This window comes from Prolixibacter sp. DSM 2831, from assembly GCF_056493735.1.
Genome location: NZ_CM151379.1, coordinates 3,994,060 through 4,010,776, shown reverse-complemented (window position 1 = coordinate 4,010,776; position 16,717 = coordinate 3,994,060). Strand labels below are relative to the sequence as shown.

Sequence of the window (16,717 nt, the reverse complement as noted above, 5' to 3'; positions counted from 1 at the left end):
GGAATTATTTCAGACCTAAATTGATTTGCAGATGGATAGAATAACTAAACCCCGGGTTGTAAAGGATTACGATAAACTACCCACCGATACGCAGACGCAGATAAAAATCCAGTATCCCTTTGGATTTGCAGACAATCTGGTAACCTACACCAATTCGAAGGGTGAGATCGTTTCGGCTTTGCCTTTTGAAGCGGAAGAATATTACTACCTGGTCCGAATGACTCGTGATGAGGCGTACGAAATTATCGAAAACGACGACGACTATGATGATGACGGAACGTTGCGTGATGATTTCGTGATGGAAGGTCTGGAAGAAACGGACGAGGACGTTGACGAAATTGAGGACGTAACAGACGAAGAGAGTGATGAAGAAGAGGATGAAGACGATTATTAATTCATCCCGGAAGTCTGCTGATAATTAGTTCCGATTATTATACAACCGGATTTAGGAAAATAATGAGTTGAGCGGAAGCACATATCGATGTTTTTGCTTTTTTATGTTAATAGGAATCGTCCATTTGCTGCAACATGTCACCTACTTTTTTGTCAACCGGAAAACTGAGCTGTTGCCCGATATTTTCGATGGGACACCACCGGAAATGCATATCGCCGTTTTTATTCAGGTTAGAATAATCTCGTTCCGCGGAAACCGGAAAATCGGTGAAGAGTTCGTTGGCAAAGTCAGCCCGGTAATAGATGCTCATCAGTTGAGTTTCCTCGAAGAACTTTGCTTGTTGGAAAAAGTCGGTGGTGTAAAAGTGTTGAATGTTTTTAATCTCCTGCTGCATTTCTTCCCTGAATTCCCGCCGCAGACATTCGATGGTTCCTTCGCCGTATTCGAGTCCACCACCGGGAAATTTGGTCATTGGTTGTCCTAACTGGAATTCGTCGGTCAGCAGCACATTTCGTCCTTTTAAAATCAATCCATAAACCCGTATGGTGAAGTCCCCTTTCATGCTTTCTCGTTCTGCGAAAGTTGTTCGTCAATATATTGTAATACCTTTTCTTCCTCATCAGGGTGAAACCAGCGAATGTTTTTATCACGCCGAAACCAGGTAAGCTGTTTTCGTGCATATTTCCTGGAATTCGCCTGGATTCGTTCGATGGCATGTTCCAGCGTGAAATCTCCGTCGAAATGGGCAAAGAGTTCCTTGTAGCCAACAGTATTCAACGGGTTCAGGTGGCGCTTGTTGTAAACACCGCGGGCTTCTTCTACTAAACCTTCTTCAATCATCAGCTCCACGCGCTGGTTAATTCGGTCGTACAATTCGGTGCGGTCGCGGTTCAACCCTATTTTGATGATATCGAAATGTCGTTTTTTGGCTTCTTCTCTCCGCAAGGAAGAATAAGGTTTTCCGGTCATGTAATAAATCTCCAGTGCATGGAGAATGCGTTTGGGATTTTTCAGGTCGACCTGCTCATAATAGTCCGGGTCGAGCTTTTTCAATTCTGTGCGTAAAGGTTCCAGTCCTTCTTTATCGAACCGGTCGAGAAGTTTTTGACGCAGTTCCTTATCGACCGTCGGTAGGTCATCGATTCCCTTGCACACCGCGTCGATGTACAGCATGGAGCCGCCGGTCATAAGAACAGCTTGATGTTTTTGGAACAACTTATCCAGCACATTCAGCACATCGTATTCGAATTTGCCCGCGTTATATTCATCTTCCACAGAAAGGTTTTGAATCATGTGATGGGGAACCTGCTGCAGGTATTTTTCTTCCGGAACAGCAGTTCCAATTCTGATTTCTTTGTAAAGCTGACGAGAGTCGCAGGAGATGATTTCGGTGTGGAGGTGCTTGGCAATTTCAATGCTGAGCTCTGTTTTTCCTACACCAGTAGGACCAAGCAAAACAATAAGGGTATTTTTCATGAATGGGTTGCACGGGTTTTGTGCAAAGGTAGTAAGGGGGGCCGGAAATAAAAAAGGGGCCAAAGCCCCTTCAGTTATAAGATCTCGTCGATGTCTCCGTAGATTTGATTCAGATCCTCCAATTCACCGAAATCAGAGTACTCGTCCAAGTTATCCCATTCCGTTTCCATAAGTAAATCGTTTTCTCTGGTTTTGACGTCAAGGAACTGAGACGGGGCTACGCTTTTCTTAAAGGTAACCTCCGGTGCATTAAGGTTCTTTTCCATGATAATCGTATTTAGTTCAATAAATTAAGATCTAATCGGAAAATGTTTTCTGTTTTTATTTTTTAAGCACAATCCTTTTCAAAACATCAGACAGCTTTCATTTTCTGATGCCGCCTCCGACAAGGCTGATTATTTTTTATAGTATGACCTGATGGCTAGTAACCCAACTGTCAAATTTGCGATCTGTTTTTTAAGTCCTTGAAAAAGAAAAACTAAAACTCGTTTAAAACTTTCTTTTAAGAACTATTTTCATAAACAGCATTTCAAAGTAAAAGATGAAATTCTAAAATCGGTTAGAAATTGTATTAAAAAATGTTAAAAAATGTAGAATCAAACTATTTTTATAATTGGATACTTCCATGTGTAATTTGATCCCACGGGATGAATGCTCCAAGCAATCCGAGGATGATTCCGATAAGAATAATTTTTAAAACGGCGATGACGATTCCAATGATGGCACAGGTCTTTCCGCTACGGATATTAGAAAAAGAGGATAGAGTGTAAAGCCTTGGCGTTTCGTTGTATAGGCGCTCCGCGTTGCGGGCCATTACCAGGCTGACAACGCCGGCAACGATACCTACAAGACTGTTGAAAAATGAAATAATCAGGGCGATAATTCCGAGAATTAATACGACCGATGCATTAGGAATTTCATGTTGAAAGGAGTGTGGAGCTCCTGTTTGATTGGTCTGCTCATTTTGCGTGTTTTCTGATTCCATACCTTTGTTTTTCTGAATGTTAGTTGGTGTAAATATAAGGAATGAGATTGATAATATACAAATTTTAGAATAATAGGATGGAAAGTTTAAATTGTATAAAAAAAGCCGGTTGCTACCGGCTTTTTTTATCATTTATGGAAAGCTTATTGATTTTCTTTAATGAAATTGAGACATGAACCGGCTTTGAACCATTCAATCTGTGCTTCATTGTAAGTATGATTGGCAACAATTTCGTCGGTTGTGCCATCAGCATGATGGAGGACAACGATCAGTGAACTTCCTGGAGCAAATTCTGTCAGTTTCAATACATCGATGGTATCGTCTTCCTGTACTTTGTCGTAATCGGCAGGATTGTCGAATGTCAATGCCAGCATACCCTGTTTTTTCAGGTTCGTTTCATGGATGCGGGCAAATGAACGAACGAGTACAACCCGAACGCCGAGATGACGCGGTTCCATAGCTGCGTGCTCACGGGAAGAACCTTCGCCGTAGTTTTCGTCGCCAACGATAACCGAGCCGATTCCTTTGGCCTTGTAATCACGTGCAGTTGCAGGCACTTCACCGATTTCACCGGTCAGCTGGTTTTTCACTGCATTCGTGCGCTCGTTAAAGTAGTTGACGCCACCAATCAACATGTTGTTGGAAATGTTGTCGAGGTGTCCACGGAAACGGAGCCAAGGTCCGGCCATCGAAATATGGTCGGTGGTACATTTTCCTTTTGCTTTAATCAGCAGTTTCATGCCGGTCAGGTTTTTGCCATCCCAGGGCTCGAACGGAGTCAACAGCTGGAGACGTTCTGAATCCGGTTTCACGACGACGTCTACATTTTTGTTTTCAGACGAAGGCGGAATGAAGCCCGGGTCTTTCACATCGAAACCTTTGGTTGGCAGATCGTCACCTTTCGGTTCTTCCAGTTTAACCTTTTCTCCTTTGGCATTTTCCAGGTAGTCGGTCGCCGGGTTGAAATCGAGTGTACCGGCAATCGAGAATGCTGTTACGATTTCGGGAGAAGCCACAAAACCGTGAGTTTTCGGGTTACCGTCGTTACGCTTGGAGAAGTTCCGGTTGAACGAAGTCATGATGGAGTTCTCATCCAGGTTTTCGGCATTGTGACGTGCCCATTGTCCGATACAGGGTCCGCAAGCATTGGCCAGAACCACACCACCAATTTTCTCGAATGTATCGAGGTAACCGTCGCGGTCAACCGTGTAGCGAACCTGCTCGGAACCCGGAGTAACGGTGAATTCCGCTTTTACTTTCAAATCTTTATCGAGAGCCTGTTTAGCTACTGATGCAGCCCGGCTGATATCTTCGTACGATGAGTTGGTACACGAACCAATCAAACCAACTTCCATTTTCAACGGCCAGCCGTTTTCTTTGGCTACTTTACCGAATTGTGAAACGGGAGTTGCCAAATCCGGAGTGAACGGACCATTGATATGCGGTTCCAGTTCCGAAAGGTTGATTTCAATAATTTGATCGTAATAAGCTTCCGGATTTTCCATTACTTCCGCGTCAGGGCGAAGGTGTTCTTCTATTTTGGAAGCCATCTCAGCCACGTCGGTGCGACCGGTTGCTTGCAAGTATTTTTTCATCGATTCGTCGAACGGGAAAGTGGAGGTTGTCGCTCCGATTTCAGCACCCATATTACAGATGGTACCTTTTCCGGTTCCGGAAATCGATTCAGCTCCGGGGCCAAAATATTCAACGATGGCTCCGGTTCCACCTTTTACACTCAGTATTCCGGCCACTTTCAAAATCACATCTTTCGGAGAGGTCCATCCGCTGAGTTTTCCGGTCAGCTTCACACCAATCAGCTTCGGGAATTTCAGCTCCCAGGGCAGTCCGGCCATTACATCTACGGCATCAGCTCCACCTACACCAATGGCAACCATTCCCATACCGCCGGCATTCGGGGTATGCGAGTCGGTTCCAATCATCATTCCACCCGGGAAAGCGTAATTTTCCAGTACCACCTGGTGGATAATTCCTGCTCCCGGTTTCCAAAAACCGATTCCATATTTTTTCGAGGCCGATGCCAGAAAATCGTATACTTCTTTGTTGTTCTGTTCAGCTTTCGTGAGGTCCTCTTTTGCTCCTTCCTTTGCCAGGATCAGGTGGTCACAGTGAACGGTCGAAGGGACAGATACCTGATCTTTTCCGGCTTGCATAAACTGGAGAACGGCCATCTGTGCAGTGGCATCCTGCATAGCGACGCGGTCGGGTGAAAAGTTGACGTAAGAATCACCACGTTTAAACGGTTCGTTAGGAAGATCACCGGAAAGGTGAGTGTAAAGAATTTTTTCACTAAGGGTCATGGGACGCCCAAGAAGTTTACGGGCTTGCGCGATTCTTTCAGGATAACGTTCGTACACCTGACGAATCATTTCAACATCGTATGCCATTTTTTAATCGATTTATTTAGATATGTCGCAAAATAACATTTATTAATCATAAACGAATACAAATCCTAAAGGTTTGTAAGGGGGGAATTGTTTCAAAATGTTTGAAATATTTCTACCTTGGAGAAGCAAACCAAATCGCTCATGCTGTTCAATCCGCTTACCACCGAAAATGTCTTTATGGCTATCCAATCCATCCGGGGAAACTGGGTGCGGTCAGTCTTGACAATTCTGATTATTGCGGTTGGAATTACAGCGTTGGTGGGTATCCTCACGGCGATTGATTCTATCAAAAACTCCATCACGGCTGAATTTACGCGGCTTGGCGCCAACACCTTCACTATTCAGAGTCGCGGCATGCGGGTACAGGTGGGCGGAAACCGGTATCGCAGTAAGAATTACAGTTACATCAGTTATTTCCAGGCGCGGGAATTCAAGAACCAGTTCAATTTTCCGGCTGATGTGTCCATTTCTGTTTTTGCCACAGGAACCGCAACGATTCGGTACGAATCGCAAAAAAGCAATCCCAATGTGAGAGTGATTGGTGTAGATGGCAATTATCTGCAAACTGCCGGTTATGATATTAGTAAGGGGCGAAATTTTGCTTCGCAGGAAATACACTCGGGGAGCAATGTTGCCTTATTGGGAAATGGCCTGGCTCGCAAACTCTTTCCGGGGATTGTCAATCCTACCGGCCGGATTATTTCCATTGGAACGGCGCGTTACCGCGTGGTGGGTGTTCTTGCCGAGAAAGGAAGCGGTTTCGGTGCATCCGGCGATCGGTTAGTACTGTTGCCCTATTCCAATGTGCGCCAGGTTTTCTCGCGTCCGCAGATGAATTTTCAAATCGAGGTAATGCCCAAATCACCGCAGTTGCTCGATATTGCGGTGGGCGAGGCCGAAGGAGTATTTCGTGTTGTTCGTGGCCTCAGCGTGACTGACGAATCCGATTTCAATATTGTGAAAAGCGATAACCTCGTGAATATTCTGTTGGAGAATATCAAGTATATTACATTGGCTGCCACGATTATTGGTTTCATCACACTGCTGGGAGCGGCGGTTGGTTTGATGAACATTATGCTGGTCACCGTTTCGGAACGAACCCGCGAGATTGGTGTCCGGAAAGCGATGGGGGCCAACTCCCGAACCATCCGGCAACAGTTCCTGATTGAATCCATCGTGATTGGACAGCTGGGAGGATTGCTGGGAATTGTCCTGGGAATTCTGGCCGGTAATGGTGTTTCAGCTTTGGTGGGAAGTTCGTTTATCGTTCCGTGGCTTTGGATTTTCTCCGGGGTAGCCCTGTGCCTTTTGGTTAGTTTGGTTTCCGGACTGATGCCCGCCATGCAGGCCGCTAAACTCGATCCCATCGAATCACTTCGCTACGAATAAGATTTATTCCCAAATGCTGTCTACAATTCATCCTGCCCAACAACCATTCGTCGGCATTATTTGACAGTTCATCCGGTTCATTTTTCCTTTCTTTCTGACACACCGCAACTTTGGGGTACACAATATCCAAAATTGCGATGAAAAAAATTCAGCTCATATTCCTGTTTGCCTTGCTTTCGGTTACGACCTTCGGTCAGATTTCCATTCATGGGAAAGTGGTCGACACACAAAATCATCCATTGCCGGGTGCCAATATCTATTTTGAAAATACTTATGAAGGAACGACCTCTGATAGTGACGGAGTCTTTCAGTTGACTTCTGAATTGACGGGGGCTCAGAGATTGAAAGTGACCTTCCTGGGATACATTCCTTACACAGTTGCCATTCCGGCGAAAGCCGACACCGCTCTGGTGATTAAACTGCAACCTGAAAATAACAAGGTCGATGAGGTGGTTATTACCGCGGGTACATTTGGCACGGCCGATGACGAACAGACGGTCACCCTGAAGGCCATCGATATTTTAACTACGCCCACGTCGGAAGGCGATGTATACGGCGCTTTGCGAACCTTGCCTGGAACACAGCAAGTAGCTGAAGACGGACGACTTTTCGTACGTGGAGGCGAAGCTTACGAAACCAAAACGTTCATCGATGGTATGGAAATGCAGCAACCGTACAGTAGCTCCACACCCGATTTGCCTTCACGCGGACGGTTTTCGCCCGAGCTGTTCAAAGGAACACTGTTCAGTACCGGAGGTTATTCGGCTGAATATGGACAGGCTCTTTCGTCTGCGCTCATTTTGCGCACCATCGATTTGCCGGAGGAATCTTTCACGTCCATCGGCTTGTTGAACGTGGGCTTTCAGGGAGGTTACACAAAGAGCTTCGAACGGGCATCTGTCAGTGCTTCCGGAGAATATTACAACCTCGGCCTCAATAACAAAATTAATCCGCCCCGTAAAGCTTTCGCTGAAGACCCGGTTCAGATGAATGGCCTGGTACATGCACAGGTAAAGTCGGGAAAGCAGGGAATGTGGAAGACTCTTTACTCATTTAATCATCACAAGCTGATTGCACCGTACGCCACTTCGTCGACGAATTGGGAGAATGTGGCATTGAATTCTACCAACCAATATGTGAATAGTACCTACCGGAATATGTTGTCGGATGCCTGGATGGTTTATGGTGGTATATCTGGCGATTACTACGACGCTCACATCAAAATGGAGGAAGGCAATTATCATATCGTGGATCACTATTCCCAGGGACGTGCCGGTTTCAAATACTTGCCTTCCGAAAAGGTGAAAATCAACATGGGGTTGGATGCTAACTGGCACGACAATGAACGCTCCAACGAGAATGTGGCCGGACAAAAAGCTGGCTTCACACAACGAACACTCGCTACCTATGCTGAGGGAGAGTTTCAGTTGGGCGACAACTGGGCTGTTCGTTTAGGCTTGCGACCAGAATATTTCGATCTCCTGCAAAAGATAAAAGTAGCTCCGAGACTTTCGTTGGCCCGAAAAACAGGTGAGCACAGTCAGCTCTCGCTGGCTTACGGAACCTTTTACCAAAATGCGCCCGATGAATTTTTGGCGTTCAACCACCAACTGAAAGCCGAAGAAGCAAAGCATTTCATTCTGAACTACCAATATTCTTACGATAAACGGGATTTCCGGATTGAGACCTACTACAAGGATTACCATAACCTGGTGAAATTCAACCAGACTTCCAACGAATATACTCCTTCTCACTATACGTCATCAGGAACTGGTTATTCAAAAGGAGTCGACCTTTTCTTCCGTGATCGGAAAAGCATTCCACTGCTCGATTATTGGATTGCCTGGTCGTACCTCGATACCAAACGCGACTACCGCGATTTTCCGTCGAAAGCAACTCCCGGATTTGCGGCTAAGAATACGTTGTCAATCGTAGGAAAATACTGGATTGCCGGTTGGAATACTCAGTTTGGATTCAGCTTGACAGCTGCCAGCGGAAGGCCGTATGACGACCCGAACACGCCGGAATTTATGGATCGAAAAGCCCCGGCCTATTCCAACTTTAGTCTGAATGCCGCCCATCTGGCCTACCTGTTTGGTAACTACACCATTTTTTACTGCTCTGTCGGTAATGTGTTGGGACGAGACAAGCCCTACACCTACCGTTATTCCGATAAGCCGAATAGTTCCGGTGTATATGAGCGGATTCCCGTGCAGGCCGAAACGCTGCGTAGCATCATCCTCGGTGTCTTCATTCAAATTAAATAACAACTAAAAAAGCAACATCATGAAAAAAGTAGTTTCTATTATCGTCGTTATGGTTTTTGCAGAGACGAGTCTTTGGGCCCAGAATTATGCGGGTGCCATGCAGAACGCTCTTGCTAAAATGGGCGCAGCAAAAACACCTTCTGAATATGTCGCTGCATCACAAATTTTCGAGCGTGTCAGCCAGGTGGAAACATCGAAATGGATACCGGCATACTACGGCGCTTTGTCACTCATCAACGGAAGTTACACCGGAAAAGAGAAGGAAAAACGCGACCAGATGCTCGACCAGGCGCAGAAGTTTATTGATACTGCACTGGAACGCTCACCGGAAAACAGCGAGGTGATGGCTTTACAGGGCTATTTGTACCAGGCACGTATTGGTGTTGATGGTTCGAGAGGGCAGGAATTCTCGCAGAAAGCGGCCGGTGCCCTTAAAAAAGCGCTTTCGGTCGATGCCAATAATCCGCGCGCCACGTTCCTGATGGCCATGAATGTTTACCACACACCTGTGTTTTGGGGCGGCGGAAAAGACAACGCTTTACCATTGTTCGAGAAAGCGGAAAAGCTATTTGCCAAACAGAAGATGTCGTCGCCATTTGCACCGGCATGGGGAAAAGAAACCAACGAGCATTTCCTGGAAGAGTGCAAAAAGTAGTACGAATATTATGTTTCAACGCTTTTCATTACTTTTAACCTAATGGAAAAGATAGCAACCTCCTGGAAAAGACATCTGCGCGATCTGATAATTGTATTGTGCGTAGGGTTTGGAGTAACCCTTACCATGAATGATTTGAATTCAGTGATTCATTCGTTTTGGAACATATTATTATATAACACAATTATTGGGATGGGCCTGTGGAAAGGAAACGAGTGGGTTACTTCGCTGGTACAGCATTGGTATCCCTGGAGAATCAACCGTTCGCGGACCTACTTATTGATGTGGACCGGGATTGTTGTGTACTCACTTTTCTTTGTATTTCTGTTCAATTTTCTCTGGGCCATTCTCATGAATCACATTCCGGCTTACGAATTCATGAAATATTACAAGTTCACTATCGTGATTGAGTTCCTTATTTCTATTGGTATCGCCGGAATAATTTATACCTCCATCTTCTTCAAAAACTGGAGAAACTTATTGCAGGAGCATGCCGAAATGGAAAAGGCCAACATCGAATCAAAACTTACGGCTTTGCAAAATCAGGTCAATCCGCACTTTCTTTTCAATTGCCTGAATACGCTCAATTCGTTGGTTTATGTGGATGCCGGAAAGGCCAGTCGGTTTATTGGTGATCTCTCGAAAGTGTACCGTTACGTGCTGGAGCAAGACGATGTGGTTACCCTTGCGGAAGAAGTTGCCTTTTGCCGGTCGTACCTGGTGCTGGAGCAGTTTCGGTTCGGTGAAAAGCTGAAGGTGGATTTTCTTCTCAGCGGAAGCGAATCGGAGAAGATTCTGCGAATGGGGCTTCAGCTGATGCTGGAAAATGCCATTAAGCACAACGAAATATCCAACGAAAAGCCATTGCATATTGAAGTAAAGCGGGAAGATGATTTTGTAGTGGTGAAGAATAATCTGCAACTAAAGTCAATCTTGCCGGTGTCAGCCCGGATGGGACAGAAGAATTTACAGGAACGTTATCGTTTGATGGGAGAACGAGTCCCGGAGTTTGGCCAGGAAGGAGAATTTTATGTAGCCTGTATCCCTTTGTTCAGGAATGAAGAAAAGCAATTATCATGAAGATACTGATCGTGGAAGATGAGCCGCTGGCTGCTGAAAGGCTGGAAACGTTGATTCGGGAATACCTTTCGGAAGTCGATGTGGCGGGTCCGTTCGACAGTATTCGTCAGACGGTCGCCTGGCTGAAAAAGAATGGTGCTCCGGAGTTGGGCTTTTTCGACATTCAGCTTGCCGACGGATTGAGTTTTGAGATTTTCGAACAAGCCGACGTCTCCTGCCCGGTGATTTTTACCACAGCATTCGATGAATACGCGTTGAAAGCTTTCAAAGTAAACAGCATCGATTACCTGCTGAAGCCCATCGGGAAAGAGGAGCTTCACTCGGCGGTGGAAAAATATGAGCGTCTTTTCAGGCAGACCGGCAACCAGGAAAAGGTGTCGGTTGAGGCGATTGACAAAATCTACCGGATGATGACGAAGAACTACCGGAACCGTTTTTTGATCAGGGTAGGGGAGCATCTTCGTCCACTGGACATTGCCGATGTGGTTTATTTTTATTCACAACAACGGGCCACTTTCCTGTTAACACGTGAAGGAAAAAGCTACGATTTGGATTTCACCCTCGACCAACTGGAGCAGGAACTCGATCCGAAGCAATTTTTCCGGGTCAACCGGGGAGCTTTGGTCAGCTTGAGTGCCATCCGCGATGTGCTGATTTATTCGGGTAACCGCCTTCGGCTGAAGTTGGCAAAAGAACCGGATGAACCGGTGCTGGTCAGTCGCGAGAAAGTTTCGTCGTTTAAACAATGGCTGGAAGGAGGAAATTCTTAAACCTCGTTCCCAGTGACTTCAGTGGACCAGAACTATTTTTATTCTGGTTTCTCCAAAAAGGGAAATGATTTAGAAGAATTTGCTTTCAATCGGGTGCGCATTGCTTTTTCATTTCCTGCGCAGGAAAATTTGCTCGGGTGCGCATCCGTTGCTGAAGCAGTGCGCAGGGAATTTTTTTTTCTGCGCAGCGGATTGAAAAACGGTTTACCAGTGGTTTTTGGGAAGCAGAAATGGATTGGCTATCCGCGAAAGCGAACCCCAGCGAAAGAAAATAAAAAAACCCGGGCAAAACCCGGGTTCAATATTGTGATTTGGTCGATGACCGTTGATTGATTACTTGTGATCAACAGTTGCCATGTGGTTGATGAGTTCAACAACCTTGGTTGAGTAACCCATTTCGTTATCGTACCAGCTAACAACTTTTACGAAGTTGTCGTTCAGGCCGATACCAGCACCAGCGTCGAATACTGAAGTACAGGTTTCGCCAACGAAGTCAGTTGAAACAACTGCATCTTCGGTGTAACCCAGAATACCTTTCAGTTCGCCTTCTGAAGCTTCTTTCATGGCAGCGCAAATCGCTTCGTAAGAAGCAGCTTTTTCCAGACGGCAAGTCAGGTCAACTACAGATACGTCAGGAGTAGGAACACGCAGTGACATACCAGTCAGTTTTCCGTTCAGCTCAGGAATTACTTTACCTACAGCTTTAGCAGCACCGGTAGAAGAAGGGATAATGTTCTGACCAGCACCACGGCCACCACGCCAGTCTTTCAGTGAAGGACCGTCAACAGTTTTCTGAGTAGCAGTAGTTGCGTGAACGGTAGTCATCAAACCTTCAACAACGCCGAACTTGTCGTTCAATACTTTGGTTACAGGAGCCAGACAGTTGGTAGTACAAGATGCGTTAGAAACGAAAGTCATGTCAGAGGTGTATTTTTTGTGGTTAACACCCATAACGAACATAGGAGTATCGTCTTTTGAAGGAGCTGACATTACAACTTTCTTGGCACCTGCGTCGATGTGGCCCTGAGCTTTTTCTTTGGTCAGGAACAGACCAGTTGACTCAACAACATATTCTGCACCAATTTCATCCCATTTCAGATCTGCAGGGTTTCTCTCGGAAGTAACACGGATTGCGTTACCGTTAACAACCAGTTTACCGTCTTTTACTTCTACAGTGCCATCGAAACGACCGTGAGTAGAATCATATTTGAGCATATATGCCATGTAATCAACATCAATCAAGTCGTTGATACCGACAACTTCAACATCATTACTTTTTGCGGCGGCACGGAAAACCAAACGTCCGATACGACCGAAACCGTTAATACCAATCTTAACTTTAGACATAATTGATTCTTTTAAAGTTTTATAGGATGAATTAGAACCTCTAATTAAATAGTCCCACAAAGAAACAATATATATTCAAAAACATCAAATTTTTGTTGTTTACCTTTTTGTTAATTCTGATATTACCCGGTTCTATGTGTTTATGTCTGAAAATGAGGATATAGATGTCCGAAAATCTGACAGTTTTTACTACTTTTTATACCACATTGAACGGTCCTGTTTGGCGACCCGTTTATTTGATTTTGCAGTGTAGCCGGTACACCCACATGAGCGACACTGAGTGAATAAAAAGGCGCTTGCCAGAATCACAATAAAGAGGAGGCTTTTTTTCTTCATATTGAGTCGTTTAAGATGGTTTTTTGTCTGAATTCTGTTGTCATTCTACTTTATAATTCTCTCCCTCTGTCACTTTCCGTGTTTATTATCAGGAGGTAGCGAAAAAGCTTCGTTGCGGCAAAATAGTGCTAATTTTCGGCGATACCTTTAATTGGTCATTATTTTTGCCCTTTCGTTTTTCCTATCTTTGCATCTCAAAATCATTATCTTTTGACGTTATGGCACTCTTAGATACATTATTAAACCATCGTACCATTCGAAAATATACTTCAGAACCGGTAGATGAACCGATGCTGAATAAAATACTGGAAGCCGGAACGCGGGCCTCTACTACTGGAAACATGCAGGTTTACAGTATTATTGTGTCGAAGGACCAAAAAATGAAGGACAAGCTGGCGCCATGTCACTTCAATCAGCCCATGATTAAAGAGGCTCCGGTGGTGTTGACCTTTTGTGCGGACTTCAACCGGTTTAATAGGTGGTGCGAGCTGAGAAACGCTGAACCGGGATACGATAATTTCTTGTCCTTTGTTACGGCGGCTATCGATGCGTTGCTGGTGGCCCAGAATGTTTGCGTTGCTGCCGAAAGTGAGGGAATGGGAATTTGTTACCTCGGAACCACCACGTATCTGGCCAAAAATATCATCGACGTGCTGAAGCTTCCGAAAGGCGTTGTCCCAATCACGACGGTTACGCTTGGCTGGCCCGCTGAAGATCCGGAACAGATAGACCGTCTTCCGCTGGAAAGCGTTGTTCATAATGAGACGTATCACGACTACTCTGATGAAGATATCGACCGGATGTATGCAGAGAAGGAAGCGCGCGAAGATTCGAAAGGATTTGTAACTGAGAACGATAAAGAATCGTTGGCACAGGTTTTTACAGACATCCGATACAAGAAAGCCGACAATGTAACGTTCTCTAATATGCTGCTGGAGGTACTCCGCGAGCAGGGTTTTATGAATCAGTAATCAGTTGTGAAGGAAGTTAAAGCTTCCGCCAACATCATGAAAGAAAAGAACAATTACCAGATAGCTCCGGAATTTCGGGAACTTGAAAATTGGGTTGCTAACCTGCGGGAAGAGTTTGCCCAAACCGGGCAGACGATTTTCAAGTCGAGGAACGAGGTGAAGATATATGAGAAGGGCGACAGGATTTTGAATGTGAAGTCGTTTAAGTTCCCCAACCTGGTCAACCGGTTTGTCTACGTATATTTCAGAGGTTCAAAAGCAGCCCGTTCATTCGCTTACGCGGAAAAACTCCTGAAACTGGGTGTTCCGACTCCACAACCGGTTGCTTATGCCGAGTACATTCGCGGCGGTGTGTTAAAGGAGAGCTTTTACGTTTCGCTTCACTTTAAATACGATTTTACCTTACGGGAAGTGCTGAATTACCAGGTCAGCGAACGTGACCGGATTTTGCGTCAGTGGGTGGCTTTCACGTATGAAAAACTGCATAAGAACGGCATTTTCCACCTCGACTATTCTCCCGGAAATACCTTGATTCGTCACGATGGCGATGAATATTTCTTCAGCCTTATCGATTTGAACCGGATGAATTTTGGTAAAATCGATTTTGAAAAAGGCCTGCAGAATTTCCGGCAGCTCGATACCGACCGGCAAACATTGGAATTATTGGCGACTGAATATGCGCTGCTGAACGAAAAAGATCCGGGTTTGGCAATGAAAAAGCTGTTGACTTTAGACCAGAAAAACAAAAATTACCGCCACCGGAAAATGAAATGGAAAAGCACTTTCCGGAAACTGTTCAAATTCGGTCGCGCTTCTGAGTAAATTTCTTGAGATAGTACAAAATCGGATTTTTGTATTTCAGCATTTTCCACGGACGGCTTCCGTGTGGTTTATGAATCACCGGGTTTTTCAGGCTGATGTAATTGTTGAACCCCAATTGACGGGCTCTTTTCGTGATATACACATCGTACCAGTCGCGGCTACTATCTAATTCCGCAAAGTCGAAAGCTTTCATCAAATCATTGGACAGAACCGTGCAACAGAAACTCATACTTCTCGGTGTCTGGTACACTTCGGGCATGCTTTTCTTCACGTAACTGTAAGGGAAATTGATATTCCCGTAACTGTCGGTTGTTACCGAACCAACCAAACCAGCATCCGGGAGTTGTTCCGTCAACTCAACTAATGCTTCCAGCGTTTCCGGCTGAGCAATCACGTCCGATTCGATAATAGCCAGATGAGCATCCTCTTCAATAGCCATTTTTCGGGCCATGTTCAGTGTCAGCCGATAATTGGGAGAGGGGTGACTGGTATGATCGCTGAGATGGACGATTTTTAGTTGGTACTTTTCCTGGTTCTCGTTCAGCCATCCAATGGTTTCTTCATTACTGAAATCATCGAATATATAATAAGGTGTGGTGTTCGCTCCGGAGCGCAATGTTTTGACAGTATGACGGAGCGTTTCCAGCGAGTCTTTTATTGGAGTAATAATAATTAGCTTCTTCATGTCGAGGTCGTTGGTGAGAAAGATAGCCACCGCTACTGAATTTGAAAAAGATTAAGTTGTTCCATTTTACGGAACACAATGTTGGGAGTTAGCATTTCCATGCATTTTATGGTTTCGTGAATACATGGTCTATTTCCGAAAACCGAACAGGGACGGCATGCCAGTTCGTCTGCAGGAGTTTGCAAGCTATATTCCTCCGGTTGTCCCAGTGCATAAAATCCAAATGCCGGATGCGTTGCTCCCCAAATGGAAATTGTTTTGGTTCCGGTCAGCGCTGAAATGTGCATATTGGAAGAGTCCATCGACAGCATGAAATCCATTCGGCTAATTAGTGCAATTTCTTCCGAAAGGTTCATTTGGCCGGCTACCAATGTAATGTGGTCATTGTCGGTTGACAATGCTTGTAATTTTTCTATTTCTTCTTGTCCTCCGCCAAACAAGTAAAACTGAGCCTGATACTTTTCATTAATCAGATGCATCAATTGCCGGGCATTTTCCAATCCCCATATTTTTGTTGCATGAGTGGCGAAAGGTGCAAAGCCGATCTTCAGCGTTTGTTCCGGTAATTTTTGACTTTTCAGGTATTCCTGAATTTTTTCGCTCGCTTTCGCGGAAGATGCAATGGCAGGAACTGGTGACATCTGAACATTGAAGCCGGCTTTTCTGAAAACATCGCAATAACGTTCCGAAGAGTGTTTTAGCTGTTTGATCTCTTTTGTTTTCAGCAGCTCTTTCTTTTCTTCTCTGCCTTTGTCGATATGGAAAACAGACGTACCGGCCGCGCGAAAATAACTTCTCACCAGTTTGGTCCGAAGAACATTGTGCAGGTCGATAACCGTTTCAAACCGGCCTTCTTTCCGCAAGTCGAGAAAAAGCCGGAACAAACCGCCAAAACCTTTGTGTCTTCCTTTCAGGTCGGGAAAGTAGAGCTGAAGTCTGGGAATTCCTTCAAAGAAGGGAGCAAAAAACGGGCGGGTAACAAAAGTGATGGACAGGTTCGGATTTTCCTCAAGCATTCCCCGAATAACGGGAACCGTGAGGGCTACATCACCCATGGCGGAAAGTCGGAAAACTAAAATACGTTGCACCGGCATATAAATTTAATCCCCTGCAACACGAATGAAGCCGGGGAGAT

16 protein-coding genes are annotated in these 16,717 nt (G+C 45.2%); 8 read left to right on the top strand and 8 right to left on the bottom strand.

Annotated elements, in window-relative coordinates; genetic code table 11:
• The first annotated feature begins 31 nt into the window (after positions 1–31).
• The gene (locus AC060N_RS16465) at positions 32–394 is read left to right on the top strand and encodes a hypothetical protein (RefSeq protein WP_479524753.1); all 363 of its coding nucleotides are present in this window, start codon (positions 32–34) and stop codon (positions 392–394) included.
• A 106-nt stretch (positions 395–500) separates the two neighbouring features.
• Here AC060N_RS16465 and AC060N_RS16460 read toward each other — a convergent pair whose 3' ends face one another.
• From AC060N_RS16460 to AC060N_RS16440, 5 genes are all read right to left on the bottom strand, one after another.
• Positions 501–956, bottom strand: a complete 456-nt coding sequence (locus AC060N_RS16460) for an NUDIX domain-containing protein (protein ID WP_153640104.1) — start codon at positions 954–956, stop codon at positions 501–503.
• Positions 953–1,870 (bottom strand): tRNA (adenosine(37)-N6)-dimethylallyltransferase MiaA, encoded by a 918-nt coding sequence (gene miaA, locus AC060N_RS16455; RefSeq protein WP_479524752.1) that lies wholly within the window; start codon positions 1,868–1,870, stop codon positions 953–955. Before miaA ends, AC060N_RS16460 begins: the two co-directional genes overlap by 4 nt.
• A 74-nt stretch (positions 1,871–1,944) precedes the next feature.
• Positions 1,945–2,136, bottom strand: a complete 192-nt coding sequence (locus AC060N_RS16450; protein ID WP_106540182.1) for a hypothetical protein — start codon at positions 2,134–2,136, stop codon at positions 1,945–1,947.
• A 341-nt stretch (positions 2,137–2,477) separates the two neighbouring features.
• A complete protein-coding gene (locus tag AC060N_RS16445; RefSeq protein WP_153640102.1) occupies positions 2,478–2,855 on the bottom strand; it encodes a CCC motif membrane protein in 378 nt (125 codons plus the stop codon).
• Positions 2,856–2,998: 143 nt separating this feature from the next.
• Positions 2,999–5,260, bottom strand: coding sequence for an aconitate hydratase (locus AC060N_RS16440; RefSeq protein ID WP_479524751.1), 2,262 nt, complete (start codon positions 5,258–5,260; stop codon positions 2,999–3,001).
• Positions 5,261–5,377: 117 nt separating this feature from the next.
• Between AC060N_RS16440 and AC060N_RS16435 the strand changes: the two genes are divergently transcribed.
• The 5 genes from AC060N_RS16435 (at position 5,378) to AC060N_RS16415 (ending at position 11,421) form a co-directional block, all read left to right on the top strand.
• Positions 5,378–6,649 carry an ABC transporter permease gene (locus tag AC060N_RS16435; RefSeq protein ID WP_479524750.1) on the top strand — a complete coding sequence of 424 codons (1,272 nt, stop codon included), beginning with the start codon at positions 5,378–5,380 and terminating at the stop codon, positions 6,647–6,649.
• A gap of 137 nt (positions 6,650–6,786) precedes the next feature.
• On the top strand, positions 6,787–8,916 hold the full coding sequence (locus AC060N_RS16430; RefSeq protein WP_479524749.1) for a TonB-dependent receptor: 2,130 nt from the start codon (positions 6,787–6,789) through the stop codon (positions 8,914–8,916).
• 19 nt (positions 8,917–8,935) lie between these two features.
• On the top strand, positions 8,936–9,571 hold the full coding sequence (locus tag AC060N_RS16425) for a tetratricopeptide repeat protein (protein WP_479524748.1): 636 nt from the start codon (positions 8,936–8,938) through the stop codon (positions 9,569–9,571).
• A gap of 42 nt (positions 9,572–9,613) precedes the next feature.
• Complete coding sequence (locus AC060N_RS16420) at positions 9,614–10,651, top strand: sensor histidine kinase (protein ID WP_479524747.1); 1,038 nt, start codon at positions 9,614–9,616, stop codon at positions 10,649–10,651.
• The gene (locus AC060N_RS16415) at positions 10,648–11,421 is read left to right on the top strand and encodes a LytR/AlgR family response regulator transcription factor (protein ID WP_479524746.1); all 774 of its coding nucleotides are present in this window, start codon (positions 10,648–10,650) and stop codon (positions 11,419–11,421) included. Before AC060N_RS16420 ends, AC060N_RS16415 begins: the two co-directional genes overlap by 4 nt.
• Positions 11,422–11,754: 333 nt before the next feature.
• Here AC060N_RS16415 and gap read toward each other — a convergent pair whose 3' ends face one another.
• The gene (gene gap, locus AC060N_RS16410) at positions 11,755–12,768 is read right to left on the bottom strand and encodes a type I glyceraldehyde-3-phosphate dehydrogenase (protein WP_106540173.1); all 1,014 of its coding nucleotides are present in this window, start codon (positions 12,766–12,768) and stop codon (positions 11,755–11,757) included.
• A gap of 554 nt (positions 12,769–13,322) precedes the next feature.
• Here gap and AC060N_RS16405 point away from each other — a divergent pair.
• On the top strand, positions 13,323–14,075 hold the full coding sequence (locus AC060N_RS16405) for an NADPH-dependent oxidoreductase (RefSeq protein WP_479524745.1): 753 nt from the start codon (positions 13,323–13,325) through the stop codon (positions 14,073–14,075).
• Positions 14,076–14,081: 6 nt separating this feature from the next.
• The gene (locus tag AC060N_RS16400; RefSeq protein WP_479524744.1) at positions 14,082–14,897 is read left to right on the top strand and encodes a lipopolysaccharide kinase InaA family protein; all 816 of its coding nucleotides are present in this window, start codon (positions 14,082–14,084) and stop codon (positions 14,895–14,897) included.
• Here the strand turns inward: AC060N_RS16400 and AC060N_RS16395 are convergent.
• Positions 14,872–15,612, bottom strand: a complete 741-nt coding sequence (locus tag AC060N_RS16395; RefSeq protein ID WP_479524743.1) for a glycosyltransferase — start codon at positions 15,610–15,612, stop codon at positions 14,872–14,874. The two genes, AC060N_RS16400 and AC060N_RS16395, sit on opposite strands and share 26 nt — an antisense overlap.
• A 2-nt stretch (positions 15,613–15,614) precedes the next feature.
• Positions 15,615–16,670 carry a glycosyltransferase family 9 protein gene (locus tag AC060N_RS16390; RefSeq protein WP_479524742.1) on the bottom strand — a complete coding sequence of 352 codons (1,056 nt, stop codon included), beginning with the start codon at positions 16,668–16,670 and terminating at the stop codon, positions 15,615–15,617.
• Positions 16,671–16,717 lie beyond the last annotated feature (47 nt).